Source organism: Methylocystis sp. ATCC 49242, from assembly GCF_000188155.2.
Lineage (GTDB): Bacteria > Pseudomonadota > Alphaproteobacteria > Rhizobiales > Beijerinckiaceae > Methylocystis.
Genome location: NZ_KE124774.1, coordinates 3,041,867 through 3,065,541, shown reverse-complemented (window position 1 = coordinate 3,065,541; position 23,675 = coordinate 3,041,867). Strand labels below are relative to the sequence as shown.

Annotated in this window: 21 protein-coding genes; 13 read left to right on the top strand and 8 right to left on the bottom strand. The window is 65.3% G+C overall.

Features of this window, described 5'->3' with window-relative positions; genetic code table 11:
* Positions 1–25: 25 nt before the first annotated feature.
* The 5 genes from gspD to MET49242_RS16950 form a co-directional block, all read right to left on the bottom strand.
* Entirely contained in the window at positions 26–2,287 is a 2,262-nt protein-coding gene (gene gspD, locus MET49242_RS16970) for a type II secretion system secretin GspD (protein WP_244430846.1), read from the bottom strand.
* Positions 2,288–2,639: 352 nt separating this feature from the next.
* On the bottom strand, positions 2,640–3,317 hold the full coding sequence (locus MET49242_RS16965; protein WP_036284658.1) for a hypothetical protein: 678 nt from the start codon (positions 3,315–3,317) through the stop codon (positions 2,640–2,642).
* 10 nt (positions 3,318–3,327) lie between these two features.
* A complete protein-coding gene (gene gspM, locus MET49242_RS16960; RefSeq protein WP_036284656.1) occupies positions 3,328–3,918 on the bottom strand; it encodes a type II secretion system protein GspM in 591 nt (196 codons plus the stop codon).
* Complete coding sequence (locus MET49242_RS16955; protein WP_036284653.1) at positions 3,915–5,045, bottom strand: PilN domain-containing protein; 1,131 nt, start codon at positions 5,043–5,045, stop codon at positions 3,915–3,917. Before MET49242_RS16955 ends, gspM begins: the two co-directional genes overlap by 4 nt.
* A gap of 140 nt (positions 5,046–5,185) precedes the next feature.
* The gene (locus MET49242_RS16950) at positions 5,186–5,833 is read right to left on the bottom strand and encodes a DUF1190 domain-containing protein (RefSeq protein WP_244430845.1); all 648 of its coding nucleotides are present in this window, start codon (positions 5,831–5,833) and stop codon (positions 5,186–5,188) included.
* 216 nt (positions 5,834–6,049) lie between these two features.
* On the opposite strand from MET49242_RS16950, the gene MET49242_RS16945 reads away from it, so the two are divergent.
* The 5 genes from MET49242_RS16945 to MET49242_RS16925 are packed head-to-tail and all read left to right on the top strand — an operon-like array spanning position 6,050 to position 10,501.
* On the top strand, positions 6,050–7,807 hold the full coding sequence (locus tag MET49242_RS16945) for an ATPase, T2SS/T4P/T4SS family (RefSeq protein ID WP_036284650.1): 1,758 nt from the start codon (positions 6,050–6,052) through the stop codon (positions 7,805–7,807).
* 6 nt (positions 7,808–7,813) lie between these two features.
* The gene (locus MET49242_RS16940; protein ID WP_036284648.1) at positions 7,814–9,031 is read left to right on the top strand and encodes a type II secretion system F family protein; all 1,218 of its coding nucleotides are present in this window, start codon (positions 7,814–7,816) and stop codon (positions 9,029–9,031) included.
* Positions 9,031–9,492 (top strand): GspH/FimT family pseudopilin, encoded by a 462-nt coding sequence (locus tag MET49242_RS16935; RefSeq protein WP_036284645.1) that lies wholly within the window; start codon positions 9,031–9,033, stop codon positions 9,490–9,492. The genes MET49242_RS16940 and MET49242_RS16935 overlap by 1 nt, the downstream gene beginning before the upstream one ends.
* On the top strand, positions 9,477–9,884 hold the full coding sequence (locus tag MET49242_RS23495) for a type II secretion system protein (RefSeq protein WP_051134271.1): 408 nt from the start codon (positions 9,477–9,479) through the stop codon (positions 9,882–9,884). The genes MET49242_RS16935 and MET49242_RS23495 overlap by 16 nt, the downstream gene beginning before the upstream one ends.
* Entirely contained in the window at positions 9,881–10,501 is a 621-nt protein-coding gene (locus MET49242_RS16925) for a prepilin-type N-terminal cleavage/methylation domain-containing protein (protein WP_036284642.1), read from the top strand. The genes MET49242_RS23495 and MET49242_RS16925 overlap by 4 nt, the downstream gene beginning before the upstream one ends.
* 11 nt (positions 10,502–10,512) lie before the next feature.
* On the opposite strand, the gene MET49242_RS16920 is transcribed toward MET49242_RS16925, so the two are convergent.
* Positions 10,513–11,160: an A24 family peptidase gene (locus MET49242_RS16920; protein WP_036284639.1), complete on the bottom strand. Its 648-nt coding sequence runs from the start codon at positions 11,158–11,160 to the stop codon at positions 10,513–10,515.
* A gap of 129 nt (positions 11,161–11,289) precedes the next feature.
* On the bottom strand, positions 11,290–11,697 hold the full coding sequence (locus MET49242_RS16915) for a MucR family transcriptional regulator (protein ID WP_036284637.1): 408 nt from the start codon (positions 11,695–11,697) through the stop codon (positions 11,290–11,292).
* Between the two features lie 375 nt (positions 11,698–12,072).
* Here MET49242_RS16915 and MET49242_RS16910 point away from each other — a divergent pair, with 375 nt between their 5' ends.
* The 3 genes from MET49242_RS16910 to MET49242_RS16900 all read left to right on the top strand — a co-directional run bounded on the left by MET49242_RS16910 (position 12,073) and on the right by MET49242_RS16900 (position 14,215).
* On the top strand, positions 12,073–13,065 hold the full coding sequence (locus MET49242_RS16910) for an MDR family oxidoreductase (RefSeq protein ID WP_036284635.1): 993 nt from the start codon (positions 12,073–12,075) through the stop codon (positions 13,063–13,065).
* Between the two features lie 62 nt (positions 13,066–13,127).
* Positions 13,128–13,592: a nuclear transport factor 2 family protein gene (locus tag MET49242_RS16905; protein WP_036284632.1), complete on the top strand. Its 465-nt coding sequence runs from the start codon at positions 13,128–13,130 to the stop codon at positions 13,590–13,592.
* Between the two features lie 155 nt (positions 13,593–13,747).
* Positions 13,748–14,215, top strand: coding sequence for a GreA/GreB family elongation factor (locus MET49242_RS16900; protein ID WP_036284629.1), 468 nt, complete (start codon positions 13,748–13,750; stop codon positions 14,213–14,215).
* Between the two features lie 60 nt (positions 14,216–14,275).
* On the opposite strand, the gene MET49242_RS16895 is transcribed toward MET49242_RS16900, so the two are convergent.
* The gene (locus tag MET49242_RS16895) at positions 14,276–14,971 is read right to left on the bottom strand and encodes a ParA family protein (RefSeq protein WP_036284627.1); all 696 of its coding nucleotides are present in this window, start codon (positions 14,969–14,971) and stop codon (positions 14,276–14,278) included.
* 214 nt (positions 14,972–15,185) lie between these two features.
* Between MET49242_RS16895 and MET49242_RS16890 the strand changes: the two genes are divergently transcribed.
* The 5 genes from MET49242_RS16890 to MET49242_RS16870 all read left to right on the top strand — a co-directional run bounded on the left by MET49242_RS16890 (position 15,186) and on the right by MET49242_RS16870 (position 23,612).
* A complete protein-coding gene (locus tag MET49242_RS16890) occupies positions 15,186–16,496 on the top strand; it encodes a replication-associated recombination protein A (protein ID WP_036284624.1) in 1,311 nt (436 codons plus the stop codon).
* A 207-nt stretch (positions 16,497–16,703) separates the two neighbouring features.
* Positions 16,704–17,555, top strand: coding sequence for an outer membrane protein (locus tag MET49242_RS16885; RefSeq protein WP_036284622.1), 852 nt, complete (start codon positions 16,704–16,706; stop codon positions 17,553–17,555).
* 238 nt (positions 17,556–17,793) lie between these two features.
* A complete protein-coding gene (locus MET49242_RS16880) occupies positions 17,794–18,984 on the top strand; it encodes an efflux RND transporter periplasmic adaptor subunit (RefSeq protein ID WP_036284621.1) in 1,191 nt (396 codons plus the stop codon).
* 12 nt (positions 18,985–18,996) lie between these two features.
* The gene (locus MET49242_RS16875) at positions 18,997–22,206 is read left to right on the top strand and encodes an efflux RND transporter permease subunit (RefSeq protein ID WP_036284619.1); all 3,210 of its coding nucleotides are present in this window, start codon (positions 18,997–18,999) and stop codon (positions 22,204–22,206) included.
* Positions 22,203–23,612, top strand: a complete 1,410-nt coding sequence (locus tag MET49242_RS16870) for a TolC family outer membrane protein (RefSeq protein WP_036284618.1) — start codon at positions 22,203–22,205, stop codon at positions 23,610–23,612. Before MET49242_RS16875 ends, MET49242_RS16870 begins: the two co-directional genes overlap by 4 nt.
* The last annotated feature ends 63 nt before the right edge of the window (positions 23,613–23,675 follow it).

The following is a 23,675-nucleotide window of genomic DNA, read 5'->3' as shown; positions in this document are numbered from 1 at the left end:
CGCGCTTTCTCCGCGCGAAAACGCTTTACCGCGTTTCCTTGTCCTGACGCCAGGGGCTGTGGGACCAGGGATCGAACAGCGTGCGGCGCGCCGACTGCTCGATGTCGTGCGGCCGGCCGATGGCGCGCGTCGAAATGTCGAGCAGCTTGCGCTTGTATTCTTCCGTAATCTCGCGACCCTCGTCCAGCGAGCGCACCACGTGCGGCGTGATCATGATGACGAGTTCGGTCTTGTCGACTGCGTCGCCCTTGTCCTTGAACAGATTGCCGAAGACCGGCACGTCGCCGGCCACCGGTATCTGGGTGGCGGCGCGGCCGCGCTGATCCTTGACCAACCCGCCGAGCATCAGGGACTCGGAGTCATTGACGACGACCTGCGTCTTCACTCTTCGCTGCTGGATGGTCGGCGTAATGCTACCGGGCGGCGTGTTGGGGTCGACGTTCGACACCTCCTGCTCGAGTTCGAGCATGATGCGGCCGCTTTCGCTGATATGCGGGGTGATGGCCAGGATCACGCCGGTGTTGGTGTAGTTCACTGAATTAAATTGGTTGCCGATCGCCGACACGCTGCTCAGCGTCTGGACCGGAATCTGGTCGCCGACCTGCAGCATCGCCTGGCGGTTGTCGAGCACGGTCAGCGAGGGCGTCTGAATGACATTCACCTCGGTGATCGCGTTGAGCGCGTTGAGCGTCACCTGCTGGTTGAACGCCCTGAAGGCGTAGGCGAAGCCGGGGAAATTCGCGCCGACGTTCGCGCCCAGAAGATTCGTGCCGAGCGGCGTATTGGGCAGCGGCCCCGCCGGGTTGGCGGAAGAGCTGAAGCCAAAGAGATTTTGGTGGGTCTGCATGAACCAGCGCACGCCAAAGCGCAGCGTGTCATTGAGCTTCACTTCGGCGATGGTCGCCTCGAGGAACACCTGGTTCGGCATAACGTCCAGCGTCTCGATGACCTGGCGGATGCGGCGATAGTCCTCCGGCGTCGCCATGACGACGAGGGCGTTCTTGGCGTCGTCGACGCCGACCTTGTAGCGGTCGCCTTCGAGACTGACCGCCGGCGTGGGTCCGGCGCCGCCGCCCGGCTGCTGTCCGCCCGGTACGCTCAGACCGCTCACGCCGCTGGGGCCGCCGGAGCCGCCAAATCCTCCGCCGCTGCTGCTGCTGCTCCCGAGACCGCCGCCGCCAAGACTGCCCCCGCCGAGACCGCCCCCGCCGCCAAGTCCGCCGCCGCCGAGACTGCCCCCACCGAGACCGCCCCCACCGCCAAGTCCGCCGCTTCCCCCGAGGCCGCCCTGACCGCCGGTCGGGCCCGTCGCCGACAGCGCTCCGAGCGGGCTGCTCGTCCCCGCGCCAGCGCCCGAGGACATCGCGGACTGGCCGAAGCGCGGCGAGACGCCGGCGCCGCCCTTGGAGGCGTCCGCGCCGAAGATGGAGGTCAGCACCACCATCAGCTCCTTGGCCGGGCGATTCTGGACGCGATAGGTGAAGAACTGCTTTTCCGCGTGCTCGGCGCGGGCGTCGAGCCGCTGGATCCAGGCGCGGGCGCGGGTGAGATATTGCGGCTGCGACGAAATCACCAGGATGGAGGCGAGCTTCTTGTTGCCGATAAAGCGGATCATGCCGCTCATCGGCCCTTCCTTCTCGGAGCCGAAGACATTGCGCAGGTCTTCGGCGAGCATGTCGGCGTCGCCGCTTTTCACCGGCACGAGCGCGAAAGACATTCCACGCATCGTGTCGATATCGAACATGCCGATCGCATCCACCAGCGTCGCGATGTCCTGCGGCGAGCCGCTCAGCGTCAGCGTGTTGCGTGCGTCGTCGGCGCGCACGATGCTGCCGCGGGCGGCGATCGGCTCGAGGACGCGCTTCATTTCCGAGGCGGAGACATAGCGCAGCTGCACGACATGGGCGCCGTCGCCGAGCGGACTGGAGTCGGGGGCGACGCCGCCGACCGAGATGTTTTCTCCGGACGTCGCGGCCTGATCGGCCGGAACGATCTTGTAGACGCCGCCGGCCTTCACCACCGCCGCGCCGGAAATACGCAAGGCCGACTGGAACAGTTCGAGCGCCGCCGACTTTCGCACCGGCTGGGCCGTATGCACCGTCACCTTGCCGTCGAGCTTGGGATCCACGACATAATCGGCGCTCATGATGTCGCCGAGGACGATCTTGGCCGCCTGGGGGATCGGCAGATTGACCAGATTGAGGGTGACGCCGTCCTCGCCGGCGGGCTCGTTCGACGTCGCGCGCGAACGGCCCGAGCCGATGAATTTCCCCGTGCCTGTGGCCACCAGCGCGCGCCCCGAAGTGCGCGAGAGCGATACGCCGTCTGACCGCCGCCCTCCGCCAACCGGTGGGCCCGGCGAGCGATAGACAGGCTCGACGTTCCATTCCGCCACCGGCGGCCCCGCCGCCGGGGATTCACAAGAGGCGAGCCCCCCTGCCGCCACCGTCACTGCAAATGCTGTAAGGACACAACGCACGTCAGGGATAACCTAAGGTTAAAACTCAACGCTCTGGCGGATTTCCGGCAGGCTTAACATGTTTCGGCGGCTTTCGCCATGTGAGACGCCTTCGACGAAGCGAGGCTCCACTACTGATTGCTCGCCTTTCTTTGAGGCAAGATTTAGCCGTTGCCGTTACTTACTGGCTGGCTGGCTCTTCTTGTCCGGCGTCCCCCGCCCCTTGCGGCGGCGCCCCCGGCGTCAGCGCGGGCGGGGCGTCCGGCTTGTTTGCGGGCGGGGCCTCGGGCTTCATTTCCTGTGGATTGTCCGGCGGTCCCTCGGTCTCATCGGAGTATAGCTTCAGCTTTACCTCCTGCTCCCCGTTCTTCAGCGTCAGCTCCAAAGATGTAATGTCGTCGACAGTCCACGTGTCAATCATGTCGCCGACCTTTTTCCACTCGCCCTCCGGCGCGCCGCTGGAAATGACGAAGGCTTGCGCGGTCCCACCGCTCTTGACGATGGCGCCGACCGAAAGGCCGGCGGGGGCGGCGGCCTCCGCATCCGGCGTCACGGGGCGGACGCCGGCGGTCTTGGGGGTCGGGCGACGGTTTTTCGAGAAGATCGGGCGCGACAACGCCTGCACGTCGGCGCTGGCGGGCTTCGGCGGATCGAGTTCGCCCACGGCCAGGGTCGGCGGTTTCCACTCCGGCGCGGCGGATTGCGAGCCGTCGGTTTGTGGCCACAGGATCGCTAAAGCGGCGTAAAGTCCGGCCGTCGCGGTCGAGGCGAGTAGAGCGACGAGGATTCCCGCCATCAGCGGCGACAGCCGCGCAGAGGCGATGAAGGGAAGGACGTACGGTCTGATCCTGTTGATCATCGCGGGGCGCTCACGGATGGGCTTTCAATGACGGCGCGCCGCCATAGACGTCGAATTGCGCCTCGAGTTCGTCGGGGGCCTCTCCCGGGGAGCCCCACATCATCGATTGTCCGCGCAACGTCGCCGTGGTCACGATCAGCAGCGGCGGCTCGCCCTCGACCGCTCGCGCCAAAGCGTGAACGGAGTCATGCGTGCCGGCGACGTCGATGCGCGCGCCGACCAGCGTGACGCCCTGGAAGGATCGCGCCGGAAGGACCTGGATCGACCTGACGCTGACTTTGGCTTCCTCGGCGAGCGCCTTCAGCCGCGCCTGCAGATTGGCGTTGACGATGCCCTCGCTGTCTCCGGCGATCAGTTCGCCGCGCGCGTTGATCTCGTCGACCTGCCGGGCGTATTCGTGGATCGCCTCTTCCTGCGCCGCGACAGCCTCGTAACGCGCGAGCGTCAGACGGCGCTGCGCGATCGTGTCGGCGCTCTCGGCGACCATCCGCCGGGCGGGCTCGACGGCGATGAGATAAATGGCGGCGAGAATCAGAACATTGACGGCCGCAAAGGCGGCGCGTCTGCCGATCGGCGTCCGCCGGATGTCGTCCCACTTCATTTCGCCGCCGTCACATTGGGCTGCCGGATCCTGGCCGCCAGCGAGAAGCCTTCTTTTTTCTCATGCGCGTCCGGGGTGATCGCCGCCGTCAAACCGGCGTCCGAGAAAAACGGCGACTTTTCGAACAGCGCCGGAAGTCCGACCGCGGAATCCGCGAAGCCGACGAGTTCGAGCGCGCGCTCATTGGCGCGGGGCTCGGTGATGCGCAGATCGGTGACATAGGCCCCGTCCGGCAGAAGGCGCGCGGTTTCCTCCCAGAGATCGGCGAATAGCGGCCCGGTGCGGCGCGCGTTGCGCAGCACGGAGAGCAGCCGGCTTTCCGCCGAGGCGCGATCGGCGATCTGTCGCACCTTCGCGGCGCGCGCCGACATTTCCTGGATTTTCGCGTCGAGCTCCTCGTTCGTCGCGGACTGCCGCCAAAGTGTTGCGCCGACCCCCAGCGCCGCGAGCAAGGCGGTCGCCGCGCAAAGCCCGATCGCCACATTACGGAAAAGGTGCGAGCTCTCGCTTGTCGCCTCCAGAACAATCACGGGCGCCGGGCCCGCCATAGGGCTCAGCCCGCTCGGCCGCACGAACGCCAGATCGGTCATCGCCAGACCCGAATTCTCGATCGCCCGCACAGCCATGTCACGACGCAGGATCCAGAGGCTGACGCTCAACTTGTCCGGCGAAACGGGATGTTTGGCCGTCGCATGGCCATAGATCACGTCCGACAGCCGGAAAGGCGTCTTTCTCTCGATGTCGGCGATCAGCAGCCGGGGGAGATTCGACGCGGCGACGGCCGGAATGTCGAAGCGTCGGACGAAGAACGCCGACCCGTCGATTTCGAGGCCGATCTTGGCGGTTTTTCGCGTCACGCCGCGCCGCGACAACGCCTCCTCGAGCGAGGACGCCGCGATTTCGTCGACCGAAAGGCTCCAGGCCGGCGCGCCGCGCGCGTCCACGAGCCAGAGTTCGCGCTCCCCCGCGCGAAGAATCAGTTCGCGATCGCCGCGATCGGAGAGCCATGCCGCCGTCTTGGGCGGAAAAAGCGCAAAAAACTCCGAGCGATACCACTCGAAAAAGCGCGCGGCCGCGGCTTTGAGCGACCCTTCGAGAACGTCGCGCGTCCAAAACTCGCTTGCCACGAACCATCACCTTCGACGCGTGAGCCCGCCGCCGAGCCGCGCGGCTTGCGCGATTACATCGACGACATGGCGGATGAAACTCATAGCCTTCGGGCTACTGACTGGCAATGTCGTATGCGAACCCGATTATTCCAGCCCGGCTATTCGATGAACGGCGCGTTTTTGAGCCGGGCGCGCCGCTCCTCCGGCGACTCCTGTGAAGCGAAACTCTGCGCAGCCTCGATGTGCGGCGTATCGCCGAGCGCGCCCAGCGCATAGGCGCTGAAGGTCGCCGCGCCGTCGAAGGGCCGGCGTTTCCTGAACGGCTCGAAATGATCGGCGGGCAGGATCGTGCTGTTGGCGGCTTCTTTTTTCGGCGGCTCCGTATCGCGGGCCTCGTAGGCGCGGGCTACAGCGACCTTGGGGAAGAGGCTCGCGGGAGTCTCGACCGCGAGCACCGGCGCGGCCATGACGCCCTTGCCGGTCGCGACCATTTCGACGCCGAGCGCCATCGGAACGAAGCGTCCGGGCTCCTCCTCCGCCGCCGCCGTCTCGCGGTCTTCCTCGGGAGCGACGCGTCGCATTTCGCATAAATGAAAGCGCAACCGGCAGTCCGCGCCCGTCGCGAAACGCGGCGACCGATCCACAAGCTCTGCGCTGGCGTTGGCGAATGCGGCGTCGCATTCACGCTTGAGGAAAACGCCGGAGGCGACGCAGGCGTCGCGCGTGGCGAAAAAATAGGATTTGCCCGGCGTCGCGGCGTCAGCGCCGGCCGCCGGTAGAAAGCCAGAGGCCACGAGGCAAATCACGCGCAATCGGGACCTGAGCGCAGGACGCGCGCTAAACCTCTCTGCAACAAGGGCTTGTGCGTTCGACATCGACAAAAATGCTCGACAGGCGATCGGGTGGATGATCCAATTGACGCGCAATTGTGTCATTCCGGCGTCCGACACACTACATTGAGAATGGCGCAGCGTGTCGATGCGCGAGCTTAACTATTGATTCGGCTTCAGCAAAGGGTGAAGATGCAGGCTCAATCGACTTTCCGGGAAGACGTCGCCGGACATTCAGGCCTGGCCCGGCGGGTGGACCCCCAGAGTCCGGAATTCGCCGAAGCCTTCGGCGACTTTCTCCTGCGCGAGAGAGCGCTCGACGAACTCGCGCTGCAACGCTCGCAGCGCGCCGCGCGTCAAAGCGGCGAACGCTTCGACCATGTGCTGACCAAGCTCGGCCTCATCTCCGAGACGGACCTGTGGGCGCTCCTTGGAAAGTTTCTTCACATCCCCCAGCTGGAGCCGCGCGAAATCCCGGTGGAGGCGCCGCTCGCCGACGCCATTCCGGAGAAATTCATTCGCGCGAACGGCCTGCTTCCGCTCTTCGTCGAGGACGGGCGTCTCACCCTCGCCGTGACGGATCCGCTCGATCTCGAACCCGTGGACGCGCTCGCCTATTCGACCGGCTATGAAATCGCCCTCAAGCTCGCGACGCCGGCGCAGTTCGAGAAGGCCTGGTCGACGCTCTACGGCGCGAAACAGGACGGCGTCGCGTTCGTCGATTCCGACCTTCGCGCCAATGACGCGAGCGAATTCGACCTGCAGCGCCTGCGCGACATCGCAAACGAGGCGCCGGTCGTCCGCCGCGTGAACCAGATCGTCGCCGACGCCATCGAACAGCGCGCCTCCGACATTCATATCGAGCCCTCGCTGGAAGCCGTGCAGGTCCGCTATCGCGTCGACGGCGCCCTGCGCACGGCCGAAACCCTGCCGCCGGGTCTGAAGGCCGCCATCGCCTCGCGCATAAAGATCATGGCGCGGCTCGACATCGCCGAGCGGCGCCTGCCGCAGGACGGACGCATCAAGCTCGCCATCCGCGGCGTCGACATCGACTTCCGCGTCTCGACCCTGCCGACGGCGCATGGCGAGAGCATCGTGCTGCGTATTCTCGACCGCAGCCAGGTCTCGCTCGACTTCCAGACGCTGGGATTCGAGCCCAAGACGACGGGGATACTGCGCAAGACCATGCGCAATCCCAATGGCATCGTGCTCGTCACCGGCCCCACCGGCAGCGGCAAGACCACGACGCTCTACACCGCGCTGAGGGAGTTGACGCAGCCCGACGTGAAAGTCTTCACGGTCGAGGACCCGATCGAATATCAGCTCGCGGGCGTCAATCAGGTGCAGGTGCAGCCGGCGATCGGCCTCGACTTCCCGAGCACGCTGCGCGCCATCCTGCGCCAGGACCCCGACATCATCATGATCGGCGAGATTCGCGACGCGGCGACGGCGAGCATCGCCATTCAGGCGTCGCTCACGGGCCATCTCGTGTTCTCGACGCTGCACACCAACAGCGCGGCGGCGTCGATCACCCGACTGATCGACATGGGCGTGGAAAGCTATCTCATCGCCTCCACGGTGAAGGCGGTCCTTGCGCAGCGCCTCGTGCGCCGCCTCTGCCAGCATTGCGCGACGCCTCTGGAGACGCGCGAGCAATGGCGCAAGCAGCTTGCGACGGAGGAGTTCGCATCGGAGCCCGACCGCCTCTCGGCGCCCAAGGGCTGCCCGCACTGCCGCAACCTCGGCTATTCGGGGCGCTCGACCATCGCCGAGCTGCTGGTTATGAACGAGCGCCTCCAGCGCCTCGTCTGCGAGAACGCGCCCGACGCCACGCTGGAGGAGGCGGCGCGCGAAAACGGCATGACGACGATGTATCAGTGCGGCATGGGCAAGGCCTGGCGCGGCGAGACCAGCGTCGACGAAGTCATGCGCGTCACGCGGATGGATTGATAGCAGATGCCGACCTTCAAATACCGCGCCTTCAGCGCCGTCGGCGATCTCCAGGAAGGCGAGATCGAGGCCCGTTCCGCCGCCGAGGCGGAAGACACGCTTTTTCGTCGAGGGCTGACGCCTTTCGAGACGAAGGAGGCCGGCGCGGCCAAGACGAGCATCCTGAACAAGTCCTTCGGCAAGCGCGGTCCGAATGCGGCGCAGATCGCCTCCTTCACGCGCGAATTCGCCACGCTCGAACAGGCGAATGTGCCGCTCGACCAGAGCCTCAGGATTCTCTCCGCGCAGAGCGCCAGCCCCGTGCTGCGCGACCTCGCTCAGGACATATTGACGCAGATCGTCGACGGCGCGTCTCTCTCCGACGCCATGTCGAAACGGCCCGACGTCTTCGGCCGGGAATACATCAACGTCGTGCGCGAGGGCGAAACCGTCGGCAAGGTCGGGGCGGCGATGACTGATCTCGCCGACATGCTGGAGCGCCAGCTCGAATTGCGCGGGCGCATCCAGAGCGCGCTCGTCTATCCGGCGCTGCTCATCACGCTTGCGCTCATCTCGACGGGCGTCGTTCTCGGAACGCTCGTGCCGAGCATCGCCCCGATCTTCGCCGACAATGGCAAGCCCATGCCCTCGGGCCTCCAGTTCATCATCGACACGGAGGCGAACGCCGGCACGATCGGCATCGTTCTCGGCGTCATTGTCGCGACGCTTTTCCTGCTGCGCCGGATGGCGCAGACCCGGCCGGCCTGGCTCATCGCCAAGGACCGTTTCTACCTCCGCCTGCCGGTGGTCGGCCCTCTGCTGGCGCAATTCGCGACGGCGCGATTCGCCCGCACGCTCGGCTCAATGCTGAAGGCCGGCGTGCCGCTGCTTCAGGGCCTAGAGAGCGCGCGCGCCGCGGTGGTGAATCATTATCTCAACGCGGAGCTCGCCGGCGTGATCGAGGCTGTGCGCGGCGGCGCGCATCTCTCCGGTTCGCTCGGGGGCGTCGCCTTCATCCCGCCCGTTGCGCCGCAGATGATTTCGATCGGCGAGGAAACCGGCCAGCTCGACGACATGCTGTTGCGCGTCGCAACCATGTTCGAGCGGCAGACGCAGCGTTCCATCGAACGGGCGATGGGGCTCTTGACGCCCGTGCTCACAATCGCCATCGCCGGCGTCGTCGGCGGGCTGATCATGACCGTGATGGACGCGGTGCTCGGCATCAACGAACTTGCAGGCAAATAATGCCGCAGCTCCATCGCAAGAGAGGCCGCCGGGCGGGCTTCACGCTCATGGAGACGCTCGTCGTGATGGGATTGATCGCGCTTCTCGCCGGCATGGGCTCGCAACTCGTGCGCTCTCCCTCGAGCCGGCTGCGGCTCGAAAGCGCGACCCGCGGGCTCTGCGGGACGCTGCGCGCGACGCGCGCGCGCGCCATCGGGACGAACAGCGAGACCGCCGTCGTCATCGACCTCGAACGCAAGAGCTACACATCCCCCGTCGGCGGCGAAGGGCTGCTGCCGGAGGAGACGACGATCAAGCTCGAGATCGCCAATTCGCAACAGCTCAGCGGGAACAGGGGAGGGTTCACCTTCTTTCCCGATGGAAGCTCCACGGGCGGCGACATCACCATAGAGGCGCCGAATGGGCGAGCGACGATCGGCGTGAACTGGCTGACAGGCGAAATAAGATGCGCCCTCGGTTGAAGCGCCGGCGGGGCTTCTCGCTCATCGAATCGCTGGCTGCCTTCGCGATTCTCGCGCTCGTGCTGTCGCAGCTTCTCAATGGCGTGAGCGGCGGCGTGCGAAACGAATCGCGCGCGGATTTTCTCGTGCGCGCGGCGAGACAGGGAGCCTCGCAACTCGACGCTCTGGGGGCAGACGGGCAAATCCCGACGGGCGAAACGACCGGAACATATAGCGACGGCCTGCTGTGGCGGCTCGTCGTCAGGCCGGGCAAGACCGTGAAAGGAGTGACCGGGGCGCCGATCGGCATGACCTTCCACGCCACGCTCTTCATCGAGCGCGCGTCCGGATATGGGGACAATTTCGTCCTCTCGACCGTCAAACTGGTCACCATGGAGGAGCGCGGCCAATGAAGCTGCGCGCGCGCAATGGCTTCACTCTGCTCGAACTTCTGCTCGCCATCAGCCTGCTGTCCCTGATCACCGCCTCGATCCTCGGGGGCATCCATCTCGGACGCCGGAGCTGGGAGACGACGCGCGCCAGCGAGGCGCTGGACGAAGTCGAGATGGCCTTGCGCAGCGTGACGGGGCTGCTCGCGCGGGGCTACGCCATTGTCATAGCGACCCAGAGCGCCGAGGCGCCACAATCCCAGTTCCGGGGCACGCCCGACTCCTGCCGCTTCATCTCTCTCAGCGAGGGCGGCGGACAATGGGGCGGGCTGCTTCTCACCGAGATTGGCGGCGACGTCGTGAAGGAGGGGCCGCAGCTTGCGGTGTGGACGCAGGTCTTTCGCACGCCGCCGGGTTTCGGGGTCGATCGCAACTCGATGACGAAAACAGTGATTCTGAAAGACGTCGCCTCCTTCGAACTTTCCTATTTCGGCTCGCCGGAGGTGGGAAAGCCAAGCATATGGACCCCGACCTGGACCAATCGCGCCGGCATGCCGAAACTGATCAGCGTGAAGATCGGGGCCAATCGCCTCGGCCGCGTGATCGAGGCCTCCGCCACGGTCGCGATTCGCCAGCAATGAACGCCTGACGCTCAACCGAATTCGAGCGGGCCGAGCACCCAGACGAGCCAGAGCCCGAGCGCGAGATGAGGCCCGAAGGGGATGGGCTCGCGCGCGCTTTGAAGCGAGCCCTCACGGATAGAAAGGACGGCGGCGACGAGCGCCGACAGCACCGCAAAGACGAGGCAACTGGGCAGACCGCGAAACCCGAGCCACAGGCCGGCCGCGGCGAAGAGCCGGGCGTCGGCTTCCCCCACTCCGGGAAAACCGCGCAGCCGCTCATAGGCGCGATCGACGATCCACAGGGCCGCATAACCGGTCGCGGCGGCCGCGAGCCGGTCGGGCGTTTCCTCCGGCGCGCCCAGGAGCGTCGTCGCCGCGCCGATCGCAAAAAGAAACCAGAGCGGCCCGTCGGGAATGATGAAATAGCGAATGTCGAACAAGGCGGCGAGGCAAAGCGCGAGAAACAGGGCGACGCCGGGCGCGAGATAGAGGCCGAATTCCGGAGCCTGCGTGAAAAGATAGGCGAGACCGAAAAAAGCCGCCCAGGCGGCCGGCGCGAGCGCTCGTCCCGATCCGCGGGCGAGCGCGATGTCGCGCGCGAGAGGCGCAAGCACGCGCCGCCGACGGCCGCAGCTGGGCGACGCCTTGAAGCAAGTGAGCATGGTTCTGGCGCGCATGACGCCCGCTGGATCGAGAGGCTGATCTGCGCATCGCGTCGAAGATGGCGCAGGGGATAAATCAATATCGCATAAAAAATCCCGCCGCTCCCGGGAACGGCGGGCGTTTTTCGACCCGGCGCGACGTTCTTATTTGCCGCGGCGACGGCGCTGCTGGCCGAGCCCCATCTGTTTGGCGAGATTGGAGCGGGCCTTCGCGTAATTGGGGGCGACCATCGGATAGTCCGGGGGCAGGCCCCATTTCTCCCGATATTCTTCCGGCGAGAGACCGTATTGCGTGCGCAGATGGCGCTTGAGCGATTTGAACTTCTTACCGTCCTCGAGGCAGATGATGTAATCGGTGGTCACCGATTTCTTGACGGCGATCGCCGGCTTCGGCGGCTCCGCCGGCGCCGCGACGACGCTGGAGCCCACGCGCAGCAGCGCGTTGTAGACTTCGCTGATCAGCGCCGGCAAATCCGCGGCGGGAACGGAATTATTGCTCACATACGCCGATACGATGTCCGCCGCGAGTTGGATGTTGTTCGAGACATTCATTGGGTCGCTCATTGCCTTCTCTTGATCTGGAAAGACCGAGCCGTCTTTCGCGAAAGCCGCCGCCGCCCCGTAAAGGCTCGCACTAAACCTGTTGCGGGAGTTGGTTCCGTCGAACTGGCGAAGATATGTAATACTTTACCGGATGGTTTTCTTATCGGCAAGAATTATCGGACAATTTTTTCTTTGATCAGAATTCGAATATTGTGAGAGTGTTTCCACCGCCTTCGCGCGCCGAGTTTCCGATTGTATCCTGCGGATTAATCTTTTCGGGGCGGCCATGATCGGCATATTTTGCCGTCTGCCTCGCTTTTGCTTGCAGGATGCAACTCTTCCGCGAATCCTGCGTCGGCAAGAAATTCCTCCCGGGAGCAAGAATTGTCCTCTTTCAGAGCGATCCGGATCGACAAGGACGCAAATTCCAGCACAGCCGCTTATGTCGAGATGAGCGAGAAGGATCTGATGCCGGGCGACGTGGAGCTCGACGTCACCCATTCCGCCATCAACTACAAGGACGGCCTCGCCGTGACCGGCAAGGGACCCGTCGTCAGGCGCTTCCCCATGATTCCCGGAGTCGATCTCGCAGGACGCGTGACCCATTCCGCGCACGGCGACTTCAGGCCGGGCGACATTGTCGTCGCCACCGGCTGCGGCCTCGGCGAATCACATTACGGCGGCTTTGCGCAGAAGGCGCGCGTCAACGGCGACTGGCTGGTCAGACTGCCTGATTCGCTGACGCCCGCGCGCGCCATGACCATCGGCACCGCGGGACTGACCGCCATGCTCTGCGTGCTGGCGCTGGAGCGTCATGGCCTTTCGCCGGCGGACGGACTTTCGGTCGTCACGGGCGCGACGGGCGGCGTCGGCTCCTTCGCGGTCGCGCTCCTCGCCAGCGCCGGCTGGCGCGTCGCCGCCGTCACCGGACATGCGGCGGAAGCGGAGTATCTCCACTCGCTCGGCGCCGGGGAAATCATCCTGCGCGAATCGCTCGCCTCGCCCGGGAAGCCGCTGCAGACGCAACGATTCGCGGCGGGAATCGACACGGTCGGCGGCGTGACGCTCGCCAATCTTCTCGCGCAGACGCAATTCGACGGCGCGATCGCCGCCTGCGGCAATGTCGGCGGCATGGACCTGCCGACGACGGTCGCGCCCTTCATCCTGCGCGGCGTGTCGCTGCTCGGCGTCGAAAGCATAAGGCCGCGAATCGCCCTGCGCCGCGCGGCCTGGGTGCGCATCGCCACCGACATCGATCCGGCGATGATCGATTCGATGATGGAGATCATTCCCTTCGACGAGGCGCTGGAGCGCGCCAGCACGATCGTGACCGGCAAGATTCGCGGACGCGTCGTGATCGAGATTTCTCATGCTTGATGCGTCGCCGACGATCGGCGACCCTTAACCTGGTTTTGCCTCGCAATATTCAGGAGCGACTCATGTCCCGACCGCCCTTGCCGCCCTTCACGCTGGAGACGGCGACACAGAAAGTGCGTATGGCCGAGGACGCCTGGAACGGCCGCGATCCCGCGCGGGTGGCTCTGGCCTACAGCGAGGACAGCCGATGGCGAAATCGCGCCGAATTTCTGAGCGGGCGCGCCGAGATCGAGGCTTTTCTCACCCGCAAATGGACGCGCGAACTGGACTACCGACTGATCAAGGAGCTCTGGACATGGCGCGACAACCGCATCGCCGTGCGCTTCGCCTATGAATGGCGCGACGACGCGGGCAACTGGTTTCGGGCCTATGGCAATGAGAATTGGGAGTTCGACGGGCATGGGCTGATGCGGCTGCGCATCGCCAGCATCAACGACCTGCCGATCAGGGAAGACGAGCGCAAATTCCACTGGCCGCAGGGGCCCCGCCCGGCCGATCATCCGGGCCTCTCCGACCTTGGCCTTTGACACTGACATCGATCAGCGCGAGCGTGAGCGAATTGTCGCATTGGGGGGCGTCATTCTCGACATCGGGGCGCGTCTCGGGTCTAATACCTGCGTCACGGCTCGATCTGGGCCGATCGTTTTTTCCGTCCGAGACGCGACGACTGAAGGTTAACCGCATGAGTTCGGCTTTCACCAAGGAACAGGAAGACGACAATCCCCGGGAGGATCTGCCGGATCGCCCGGTCAGCCCGCATCGCAACCTCGTGACGCCGGAAGGACTGGAGCAGATCGAGCGCGAGCTTCACCGGCTTCACGGCGAGATCGAGAAAGCGACGGCGAACGACGACAATCACGCGCTGGCGCTGGCGCAGCGCGATCTGCGCTACTGGACGGCGCGGCGGGCGAGCGCGGAGGTGATCCGTCCGATCGCCGATCATTCGCATGTGCGCTTCGGCCATCGCGTCGTGGTGGAGCTCGAAGGCGGCGAGCGCCGCGCCTTCCGCCTCGTCGGCGAAGACGAGGCCGATCCGGCGAAAGGGCTCATCCCCTATGTCGCGCCGCTGGCGACCGCGCTGATGGGCAAGACCGTCGGCGACAAGGCGGAGGTGATCCACCACAGCGCCAGGATCGTCGAGATCGGCTGAGGACGGGCGCTGCAAAAAAGCCGCGCGCAACGCTCGCGCGGCTTTTTTTGTTTTTGATTCTCAGGCGGCCTTTTTCGTCGGCTTGCGACTCGCCTTCGCGGTCTCGACGGCTTTTTGCGCAGGCTTCGCCGCGCCGCGTTTCAGGCGGCGCTTGATCGAATTCCAGAGCTCGCGCATCTCCGCCGCGGCGACGCCATGCGGGTTGAATTCGCTGACGCCCTGACCGAGGCGCGCGGCCTCCTGATAATCGACGCGCGCCGAAACGAGCGGCGCGAGCAGCCCGCCCATCGCCTGCAAGGCCTTCGCGCCGAGTTCGACGCGCGCGCTCTGCTGCGACGGCGGACATTGGTTCAGCAGGAAGGCGTAATCGCGGCCCTTGTCCTTCACCTGAGCGCGGGTCGCCTCGCTCGCCCAGAGATCGAAGGCGTTCGGCCGCGCGGGAATGACGCAGAGATCGGCGACGCGCATCGCGGCGGCGGAATATTCGCCGTCCTGGCCCGGCGCATCGATGACGACGAGGCTCACGCCTTTCTTCTCGAGAGCGGCGAGCGCTTTCGTCAGTTTCGACGGCGGCACGTGCTCGACCGCAATGTCGGTCGCCCCGCGCGCGCCAGACCATTTCACGAGCGTCTGCAACGGGTCGAGATCGATGATGAAGACGCGTTCTCCAGCCTCTCGCGCCGCGACCGCGACGCTGCTGGCGAGCGTGCTTTTTCCGGCGCCGCCCTTCTGCGTAACGAAAGAGATAATGCGCATGTCGCGTTCCGTCTTGTTGGTTGGTTTCGACGCTTTAAAACTTACGCTCCAAGAAAACCCGGGCCGTGAAAACATGGATCGCGCGATTTACCCGAATCGCAATTCTTGCGGCAGGTTAATCATTGGTTAACGCGCCGTCGAGGTGGTAATCAGCTTTTAATCACAGCGCTCATCACCGCCGTTCCCGGCGTGCATTAGTCGTCCAGGCTTGCCGATGTCTGATCTGTTCCAGGCCGCGAAACTCGAGGAAGGCGCGCCCCGGCCGCTCGCGGACCGGTTGCGCCCGGCGCGGCTCGACGAAGTTGCGGGGCAGGATCATCTCCTCGGCCCCGAGGCCGCGCTGACGCGGCTCATTCGCGCCGGGTCGCTGGGCTCGCTGATCTTCTGGGGGCCGCCCGGCACCGGCAAGACGACGGTCGCGCGGCTTCTCGCACATGAAACGAAGCTCGCCTTCGTTCAGATCTCGGCGATCTTCTCGGGCGTCGCCGACCTCAAGAAAACATTCGACGCCGCGCGCGCGCGCCGCGCCGCGGGACAGGGCACGCTGCTCTTCGTCGACGAGATCCATCGCTTCAATCGCGCCCAACAGGATTCCTTCCTGCCGGTGATGGAGGACGGCACCATCACGCTGATCGGCGCGACGACGGAGAACCCTTCCTTCGAACTCAATGCGGCGTTGCTCTCCCGCGCGCGCGTGATGACATTCAGGTCACTCGACGCAGCGGCGATCGAGAAGCTTCTCGCGCGCGCCGAGGCGGCCGAGGGCAAGACGCTGCCGCTCGACGCCGACGCCCGCGAGGCGCTCATTGCGATGGCCGACGGCGACGGCCGAGCGGCGCTCACGCTTTGCGAGGAAATCTGGCGCGCCGCGCATGAAGGCGAAATCTTCGACCGCGCCGGCCTGTCGGAAGTCGTGCAGCGGCGCGCGCCGATCTACGACAAGGCGCAGGAGGGCCACTATAATCTCATCAGCGCCCTGCACAAATGCGTGCGCGGCTCGGACCCGGACGCGGCGCTCTATTATTTCGCGCGCATGCTGGACGCGGGCGAAGACCCTCTGTTTCTGGCGCGGCGAATCGTGCGCATGGCCGTCGAGGACATCGGGCTCGCCGACCCGCAGGCGCTCGTCGTCGCCAATGCGGCGAAGGACGCCTATGATTTTCTGGGCAGCCCCGAAGGCGAACTCGCGCTCGCGCAGGCGGTGATCTATGTCGCCACCGCGCCCAAATCCAACGCGGGCTATGTCGCCTACAAGAAGGCGCGACGGCTGGCGGAGGAGAAGGGGTCGCTCATGCCGCCCCGGATCATCCTGAATTCGCCGACGAAGTTGATGCGCGAGGAGGGCTATGGCGAGGGCTACGAATATGACCATGACGCGCCCGACGCCTTCTCGGGACAGAACTACTGGCCCGATTCGCTGAAACGGCAGAAGCTCTATCGGCCGGTCGAGCGCGGATTTGAGCGCGAGCTCGCGAAGCGGCTCGATTATTGGGAGCGCCTGCGCCGCGAGCGGGGCGAGAAATAGCCGCCGGGGACGCCGATTCTGTTGCCGAATTGTCACGCGCGTCGGCAAACGCAATGCACGCGCCTTGTTCAGTCCGCCTTTTCGTTGACCGTGTCCGAGCTTCGGCCGTAAGTCTTTTCGGGACGGTGGGGATGTCGCTGAAGCGGTGGTCAGCAGGACCGGGCGACGACAACCGCATTAGAAAATTTACACACGAGGGCGTCACAAATGACCAAATTGCCTGTCGCCGCCGGCCTCGCGCTGGCGCTCGTCGCCGGATCGGCTCTCGCCGCCGACCTTCCTTCCCACAAGGCTCCCCCGGCCTATATCCCGCCGCCGCCCACCTTCACCTGGACCGGCCTCTACGGCGGTGTGAACATCGGTTACAGCTTCAACGCGGGCGGCGCCGGCTGGGGCTATTTCGCGGATCCGCTGCTCCTCAGCGGCGCGACCTGGACGGCCAATCCGAGCGCCCAAGGCGTCATCGGCGGTGGCCAGATCGGCTACAACTATCAGTATTCGCCCTGGCTGGTCATCGGCGCCGAGGCGGACATCCAGGCGGCTGACATCAACTCCCAGCAGAACAACTGGATGCCGAGCAACTGGTTCGGCGGCCTTGCGGCGCTCAACACCAACAAATACGTCGACTGGTTCGGCACGGTTCGCGGCCGCCTCGGCCTCGTGATGCCGTCCTACCCGAACCTGATGGTTTACGGCACGGCCGGCTTCGCCTACGGCTACGTCAGCAACACGGTCAGCGTCGCCAACTATCCCTTCGCGGCCTTCCCCGTGCCCTTCGCGCAGACGGGCCAGACGACCTCCGGCAACACCAACACCGGCTGGACGGCCGGCGGCGGCGTGGAATGGACGCCGATGGCCTTCCCGGCCTGGTCGCTCAAGGTCGAGTATCTCTACACGGATCTCGGCGTGACCAACCAGAGCTTCTTCAGCGTCTTCACCAACACGGCCACGAACTTCACCGCCGCCAACCAGTCCCCCACGCGCTTCCACACGGTTCGCGCCGGCCTGAACTGGCACTTCAACCCGTTCGCCTCGGCCCCGGTTCTGGCGAAATACTGATTTCGCTTCCTCGCAGAAGCGGGAAAAGCCCGGTCCTCGCGGCCGGGCTTTTTCTTTGGCGCCGATGGACCGGACGCGGCGCAGGCGCTAAGAGAATCAAGCAGCTATTCGCGCCGCGCGCGGCTGTCCCGGCGGTTATCCCCATCTTCGCGCCGGCTGCGAATGGCTTGAGCGCCGCGTGAGTGATAGCAGTCAGAAAGCGTTCCGGCCGCTGCGTCTTGGAGCCCGACAGCCGACGATGTCCCGCAACGTAACCCTCCTTGTCGCCATTATCGCGAGCCTCGCGGTCGGGGCCGCCTTGCCGGGCGTGTTCGGCCGTCTTCGCGGGACGCCCACGGAGACGGCGAGCGGCGACAAGGCCGCCGGGCCGGAGTCGCCGGAGGGACTCCTGAAGCTTACGCCCGAGCAGATCGAAGCGTCGAAGATCGAAACCGTGAAGGTCGGGCCTGGGATCCTGACCCGCGATCTCATCGTCCCCGCTGCCGTCAAGCCCGACCCCGACCATCTCGCGCGCGTCGCCGCGAAGGTTTCGGGCGTCGTCGCCGAACTGCGCAAGAAACTCGGCGACATGGTCGCGGCCAATGAGGCGATCGCCGTCATCGATTCGCGCGAAGTCGCCGACGCCAAGAGCGAATATCTCGCGGCCTCGGTGAATTACGAGCTGCAGTCGCATCTGTTTCAGCGCGAAAAGGGGCTGTTCGAGAAGAAGATCACGGCCGAGCAACTCTTCCTGAAGGCGAAGACGACCTTCATGGAAGCGAAACTTCGTCTCGATCTCGCCCGCCAGAAGCTCGCCGCGCTCGATCTCTCCGAATCGGAGATCTCCGCTCTCGCCACGCAACCGATCACACGCCTGCGCCAGAAGGAGATTCGCGCGCCGATCGCCGGCCGGGTGATCCAGCGACTCGTCAATATCGGCCAGCCGGTGACAGCGGAGAGCGAGCTCTACATGCTCGCCGATCTTTCGGTCGTCGAGGTCGATCTTTCCGTCCCGGTCGCCAGTCTCGCGAGCATTCGGGACGGCCAGCCGGTGACGCTGAAAGCGGCGGACGGCCGCAGCTTCCAGGGCAAGGTCACGATCATCAATGCGATGGTCACGCCGGAGACCCGCACCGGCCATGTCGTCGCCAGCTTCAAGAACGCCGACTTTGCCTTGCATCCCGGCATGGTGCTCAACGCTGAAATCGCGCTGGCGCAGACGCCGGTGAAACTGCTCGTCCCGCGCGTCGCGGTGCAGCTCATCCATAATGAGCCGACCGTCTTCGTGCGCGTGGCGGAAGGTTTCGAGAAGCGCCGGATCGAAACCGGCGAGGGCGACGACAACGCCGTCGAAGTGACTAAGGGACTCGCGCCCGGCGAGACGATCGCGACGACGAACAGTTTCCTGCTCAAGGCCGAATCCGGCAAGAGCGAAATCCCCGAGGAGTGACGGCGGCCGGCCATGATGCAGCGGATCATCGCCTTTTCGGTCCATAGCCGCTGGCTGGTCGTCTTGCTTGTGGCGCTCGTCGGCGGGTTCGGCGTGTGGGCCCTCGCGCATCTGCCGATCGACGCGGTTCCGGACATCACCAATAATCAGGTGCAGATCAACGCCAGGGCGCCCGCGCTTTCCGCTTTCGAGATGGAAAAGCAGGTCACCTATCCGATCGAGAACGCGCTCGCCGGCATTCCGGGCCTCGAATACACGCGCTCGCTGTCGCGCAACGGTTTCGCGCAGGTGACGGCCGTTTTCGCCGACAATATCGACATCTATTTCGCCCGCCAGCAGGTCAATGAGCGCATCGGCCAGGCGCGGGAGGATTTTCCGCCGCAGGTCGAATTGCGGATGGGGCCGATCTCGACCGGCCTCTCCGAAATCTACATGTGGACGGTGCGCTTCAAGGAGCCGCGCAAGCTCGCCGCCCATGACGGCGAAGCGGGCTGGCAGAGCGACGGCGCCTATCTCACGCCCGAAGGCATGCTGCTGCGCACGAGCGTCGAGAAGGAGTCATATCTTCGCACGGTGCAGGACTGGATCATCCGGCCGCAACTGCGCACCGTGCCGGGCGTCGCCGGCGTCGACTCGCTCGGCGGCCATGTGAAACAGTACCATGTGCAGCCGGACCCGGCGAAACTCATGGCGCTGGGCGTCTCCTTCAGCGACCTCGCCGCGACGATCGAGAAGAACAATGTCAGCCGCGGCGCCGGCTATGTCGAGCGCAATGGCGAGGGTCTCGTCGTGCGCAGCGGCGGACGCCTCGAGACCGTGGACGACATCCGCAACGTCGTGGCGACCACCCGCAACGGCGTGCCGGTGCGCGTGGGAGAAATCGCCAATATCGCCATCGGGCGCGAATTGCGCATGGGCAGCGCCAGCATGAACGGCGAGGAGGTCGTCATCGGCACGGCGCTGATGCTGATCGGCGCCAACAGCCGCACCGTCTCCGCCGCGGTCGACGCGAAGATGAAGGAGATCATGAAGTCGCTGCCGCCGGGGATCGAGGTGCGCACGATCCTCAACCGCACGGTGCTCGTCGACGCGACGATCAGGACGGTTGCGAAGAATCTCGCGGAAGGGGCGGCGCTCGTCATCCTCGTTCTGTTCGTGATGCTGAGCGATTTCCGCGCCGCGCTGGTGACGGCGACGGTCATTCCCGTGACCATGCTCTTTCTCGCGATCGGCATGTATCTCGGCAAGATAAGCGCCAATCTGATGAGCCTCGGCGCGCTCGACTTCGGACTCATCGCCGACGGCGCGATCATCGTCGCCGAAAACAGCCTGCGCCATCTCTCCGAGCGCCAGCATGCGCTGGGGCGGCGGCTGACCATGGAGGAGCGGCACGAAACGGTCATCAGCTCCGCCGTCGAGATGCGGCGGCCGACGGTCTACGGGCAATCGATCATCATCCTCGTCTATCTGCCGATCCTCAGCTTCTCGGGCGTCGAGGGCAAGATGTTCCATCCGATGGCGATGACCGTCATCATCGCGCTGCTGTCGGAATTCGTGCTCTCGTTGACCTTCTTTCCCGCAATGATCGCCCTCTTCGTCTCCGGCCATGGCGAGGAGACGGAAAACGCGATCATCCTGGCGCTGAAGCGTATTTACGAGCCGTTGCTGAAATGGGCGATGAACGCGCCGTTGAAAGTGATGGCGATAGGCGTCGGCTCCTTCCTTTTCGCCGCGATTCTCTATGCGGATCTCGGTCAGGAGTTCATTCCGACTCTCGACGAGAAGAACATCGCCTTGCAGGCGAACCGGATTCCGAGCGCCTCGCTCACGCAATCGCAGGCGATGCAGCTTAATATCGAGAACACGATCCGCGCCTTGCCGCAGGTCGATTACGTGTTCTCCAAAACCGGCACCGCGGAAGTCGCCACGGACCCGATGCCGCCAAATCTGACCGATACATTCGTCATGCTGAAGCCGCAGGAGGAATGGCCCGATCCGCATCTGCCCAAGAACGCATTGATCGAAATGATCAGCGAGCGGATCGAGAAGCTTCCCGGCAACACCTATGAATTTTCGCAACCGATCCAGCTGCGGTTCAACGAGCTGCTCGCTGGCGTGCGCGGCGATATTGCAGTGAAGGTGTTCGGCGAGGATTTCGACGCGATGCTGAAGGCGGCCAATCACATCGCTGCGATCCTGCGCGCAACGCCCGGCGCGACCGATGTAAAGGTCGAACAGGTGACGGGACTGCCGCTTCTCGACATCAAGGTCGACAAGGCGGCGATCGCGCGCTACGGCCTCAGCCTCGCGGCGGTGCAGGACACGATCGGCGCGGCCGTTGGCGGGCAGCAGGCGGGTATAATTTTCGAGGGCGACCGTCGCTTTCCGATCATCGTGCGGCTACGCGACAATCTGCGCGAAAACGCCGAGGCGCTGGAGACCATTCCGGTGTCGCTGCCGCCCGACGCGCAGGGCCATGTGGCGACGGTGCAACTCAAACAAGTGGCGAGCTTCTCGACTATCGACGGACAGAATCAGGTGTCGCGCGAGAACGGCAAGCGGCGCGTCGTCGTGAGCGCCAATGTGCGCGGGCGCGACATCGCCTCGGTCGTCAACGAGGCGCGCGCCAAGGTGGACGCCAAGGTCGCCGTTCCGCCCGGCTACTGGATCGTGTGGGGCGGGCAGTTCGAAAATCTCGCGGAAGCGCGCAAGCGGTTGATGATCGTGGTGCCGATCTGCTTCTTCATGATCTTTCTGCTGCTCTACTCGGCGCTGGGCTCGGCGCGCGATGCGTTGCTTGTTTTCACCGCCGTGCCGCTAGCTCTTTCGGGCGGCGTCGCGGCGCTCTGGCTGCGCGGCATGCCCATGTCGGTCTCGGCGGCGGTGGGCTTCATCGCGCTTTCCGGCGTCGCCGTGCTCAACGGCCTGGTCATGCGCACCTACATCCACCAGCTGATGACGAGCGGCGTTCCCGAGCGCGAGGCGATCTTCAAGGGCGCCATGACGCGTCTGCGCCCCGTCATCATGACGGCGCTCGTCGCCTCGCTCGGCTTCGTGCCGATGGCGCTCGCGACGTCGACAGGCGCCGAGGTGCAGCGGCCGATCGCCACCGTGGTCATCGGTGGCCTGATCAGCGCGACGCTGCTGACGCTGCTGGTTCTGCCGGCGCTCTACGCCTTCTTCGGCGACAAGGCGCCGACGCAACGCGAGGAGGCGGCGTGAACGCCCGGCGCGCCCTCGTTCTTCTCGCTTGTTGCGCGATTGTCGCGCCCGCAGGCGCGGAGACGCTGAACGGCGCCTTGATGCTCGCCTATGACAATAGTCCGGTTCTCAATTCCGGTCGCGCCGGACTGCGCGCGCTCGACGAGAAGGTGCCGCAGGCGCGTGCGGGCATGCGTCCGCGCGCCTCGGCGAACACATTTCTCGGCGTGCAGCAAAATCGCAACGTCCAGATTCAGAACGAGACCGACATCGTCGATCCGACCGTTCCGCCGGGGCTCGTCAAGAGCACGCAGAGCGGCGGCAGCGTACCCCGATCCGCGGGCCTGAGCGTCGAACAACCCGTCTTCGACGGCTTCAAGACGCAGAACGCCACGCGGGCCGCCGAAACCGGCGTTTTCGCGGGACGGGAGCGGCTGAGGCTCACCGAGCAGCGCGTGCTGTTTTCCGCCGTCTCCGCATACATGAATGTGCTTCGCGACACCGCCGCGCTCAAATTGCAGGAAAACAACGTCGCCGTGCTCGCCGAGCAGTTGCGGCAGACGCGCGAGCGTTATCTGGCTGGCCAGATCACCCTGACGGACATCGCGCAGGCCGAAGCGCGCCTCGCGGCGGGCCAGTCGCTCGTCGGTCAGGCGCGCGCGGCGCTCGAGACGAGCGTCGGCGCCTATCGCCAGACGATCGGCGTCGAGCCGAAGAAGCTTTCGCCGGGCGCCGCCGTCGACGCCCTGCTGCCGAAGTCGCGCGGTGAGGTCGAGCGCGTCGCTCAGGCCGAGCACCCCGTCATTCTCGCCGCCTTGCACGACGCCGACGTCGCCGATCTCGACGTCAAGGTGATCGAATCGGATTTCATGCCGAAACTGTCCGTCGTCGGCAATATTTTTACCCAGACCAACATCGGCGGCATTTACAACCGCAACATCGGGGCCATGGTCGGCGGACGCCTCAACGTGCCGCTCTATGACGGCGGCCTTACATCCGCGCAGACGCGGGAGGCGAAAGAGGTCGCCGGACAGCGCAGGCTCGACGTGGATGTGGCGCGGGCCGACGTGATTGCTCTGGTGCGCGCGAATTGGGGCGCGCTGCAGGCGGCGAAGACGCAGATCGCCGCCGCGCAGACGCAGATCGCCGCCGCCGAGCGCGCGCTTTACGGCGTGCGCGAGGAAGCCAAGGCCGGACAACGCACGACGCTCGACATTCTCAACGCGCAGCAGGAGCTGCTCAACGCCCGCATCGGCCTGATCTACGCCCAGCGCGAGCGCGTCGTCGCCTCCTACGCCGTGCTCGCCGCCATGGGCCGATTGTCGACCGAGACGCTGCGTCTGGGCGAGGAGCGTTACGATCCGTCGGTCCATTTCGGCCAGGTGAAGGACTCCTGGGGCGGAACGACGACGCCGGACGGGCGCTGAAGACTTTTGCGCAAAAGCGCATTAGTCTCTCGCGCAAGCGCCGCAAAGGCGTCGAAATCAACA

Coding starts and splice junctions, on each gene's coding strand:
- MET49242_RS16925 (WP_036284642.1), top strand. CDS start 9,881: ATGAAGCTGCGCGCGCGCAATGGCTTCACTCTGCTCGAACTTCTGCTC.
- MET49242_RS16895 (WP_036284627.1), bottom strand. CDS start 14,971: ATGCGCATTATCTCTTTCGTTACGCAGAAGGGCGGCGCCGGAAAAAGC.
- MET49242_RS16945 (WP_036284650.1), top strand. CDS start 6,050: ATGCAGGCTCAATCGACTTTCCGGGAAGACGTCGCCGGACATTCAGGC.
- MET49242_RS16940 (WP_036284648.1), top strand. CDS start 7,814: ATGCCGACCTTCAAATACCGCGCCTTCAGCGCCGTCGGCGATCTCCAG.
- MET49242_RS16935 (WP_036284645.1), top strand. CDS start 9,031: ATGCCGCAGCTCCATCGCAAGAGAGGCCGCCGGGCGGGCTTCACGCTC.
- MET49242_RS16965 (WP_036284658.1), bottom strand. CDS start 3,317: ATGATCAACAGGATCAGACCGTACGTCCTTCCCTTCATCGCCTCTGCG.
- MET49242_RS23495 (WP_051134271.1), top strand. CDS start 9,477: ATGCGCCCTCGGTTGAAGCGCCGGCGGGGCTTCTCGCTCATCGAATCG.
- gspM (WP_036284656.1), bottom strand. CDS start 3,918: ATGAAGTGGGACGACATCCGGCGGACGCCGATCGGCAGACGCGCCGCC.
- MET49242_RS16905 (WP_036284632.1), top strand. CDS start 13,128: ATGTCCCGACCGCCCTTGCCGCCCTTCACGCTGGAGACGGCGACACAG.
- MET49242_RS16880 (WP_036284621.1), top strand. CDS start 17,794: ATGTCCCGCAACGTAACCCTCCTTGTCGCCATTATCGCGAGCCTCGCG.
- MET49242_RS16915 (WP_036284637.1), bottom strand. CDS start 11,697: ATGAATGTCTCGAACAACATCCAACTCGCGGCGGACATCGTATCGGCG.
- MET49242_RS16900 (WP_036284629.1), top strand. CDS start 13,748: ATGAGTTCGGCTTTCACCAAGGAACAGGAAGACGACAATCCCCGGGAG.
- MET49242_RS16890 (WP_036284624.1), top strand. CDS start 15,186: ATGTCTGATCTGTTCCAGGCCGCGAAACTCGAGGAAGGCGCGCCCCGG.
- MET49242_RS16875 (WP_036284619.1), top strand. CDS start 18,997: ATGATGCAGCGGATCATCGCCTTTTCGGTCCATAGCCGCTGGCTGGTC.
- MET49242_RS16920 (WP_036284639.1), bottom strand. CDS start 11,160: ATGCGCGCCAGAACCATGCTCACTTGCTTCAAGGCGTCGCCCAGCTGC.
- MET49242_RS16885 (WP_036284622.1), top strand. CDS start 16,704: ATGACCAAATTGCCTGTCGCCGCCGGCCTCGCGCTGGCGCTCGTCGCC.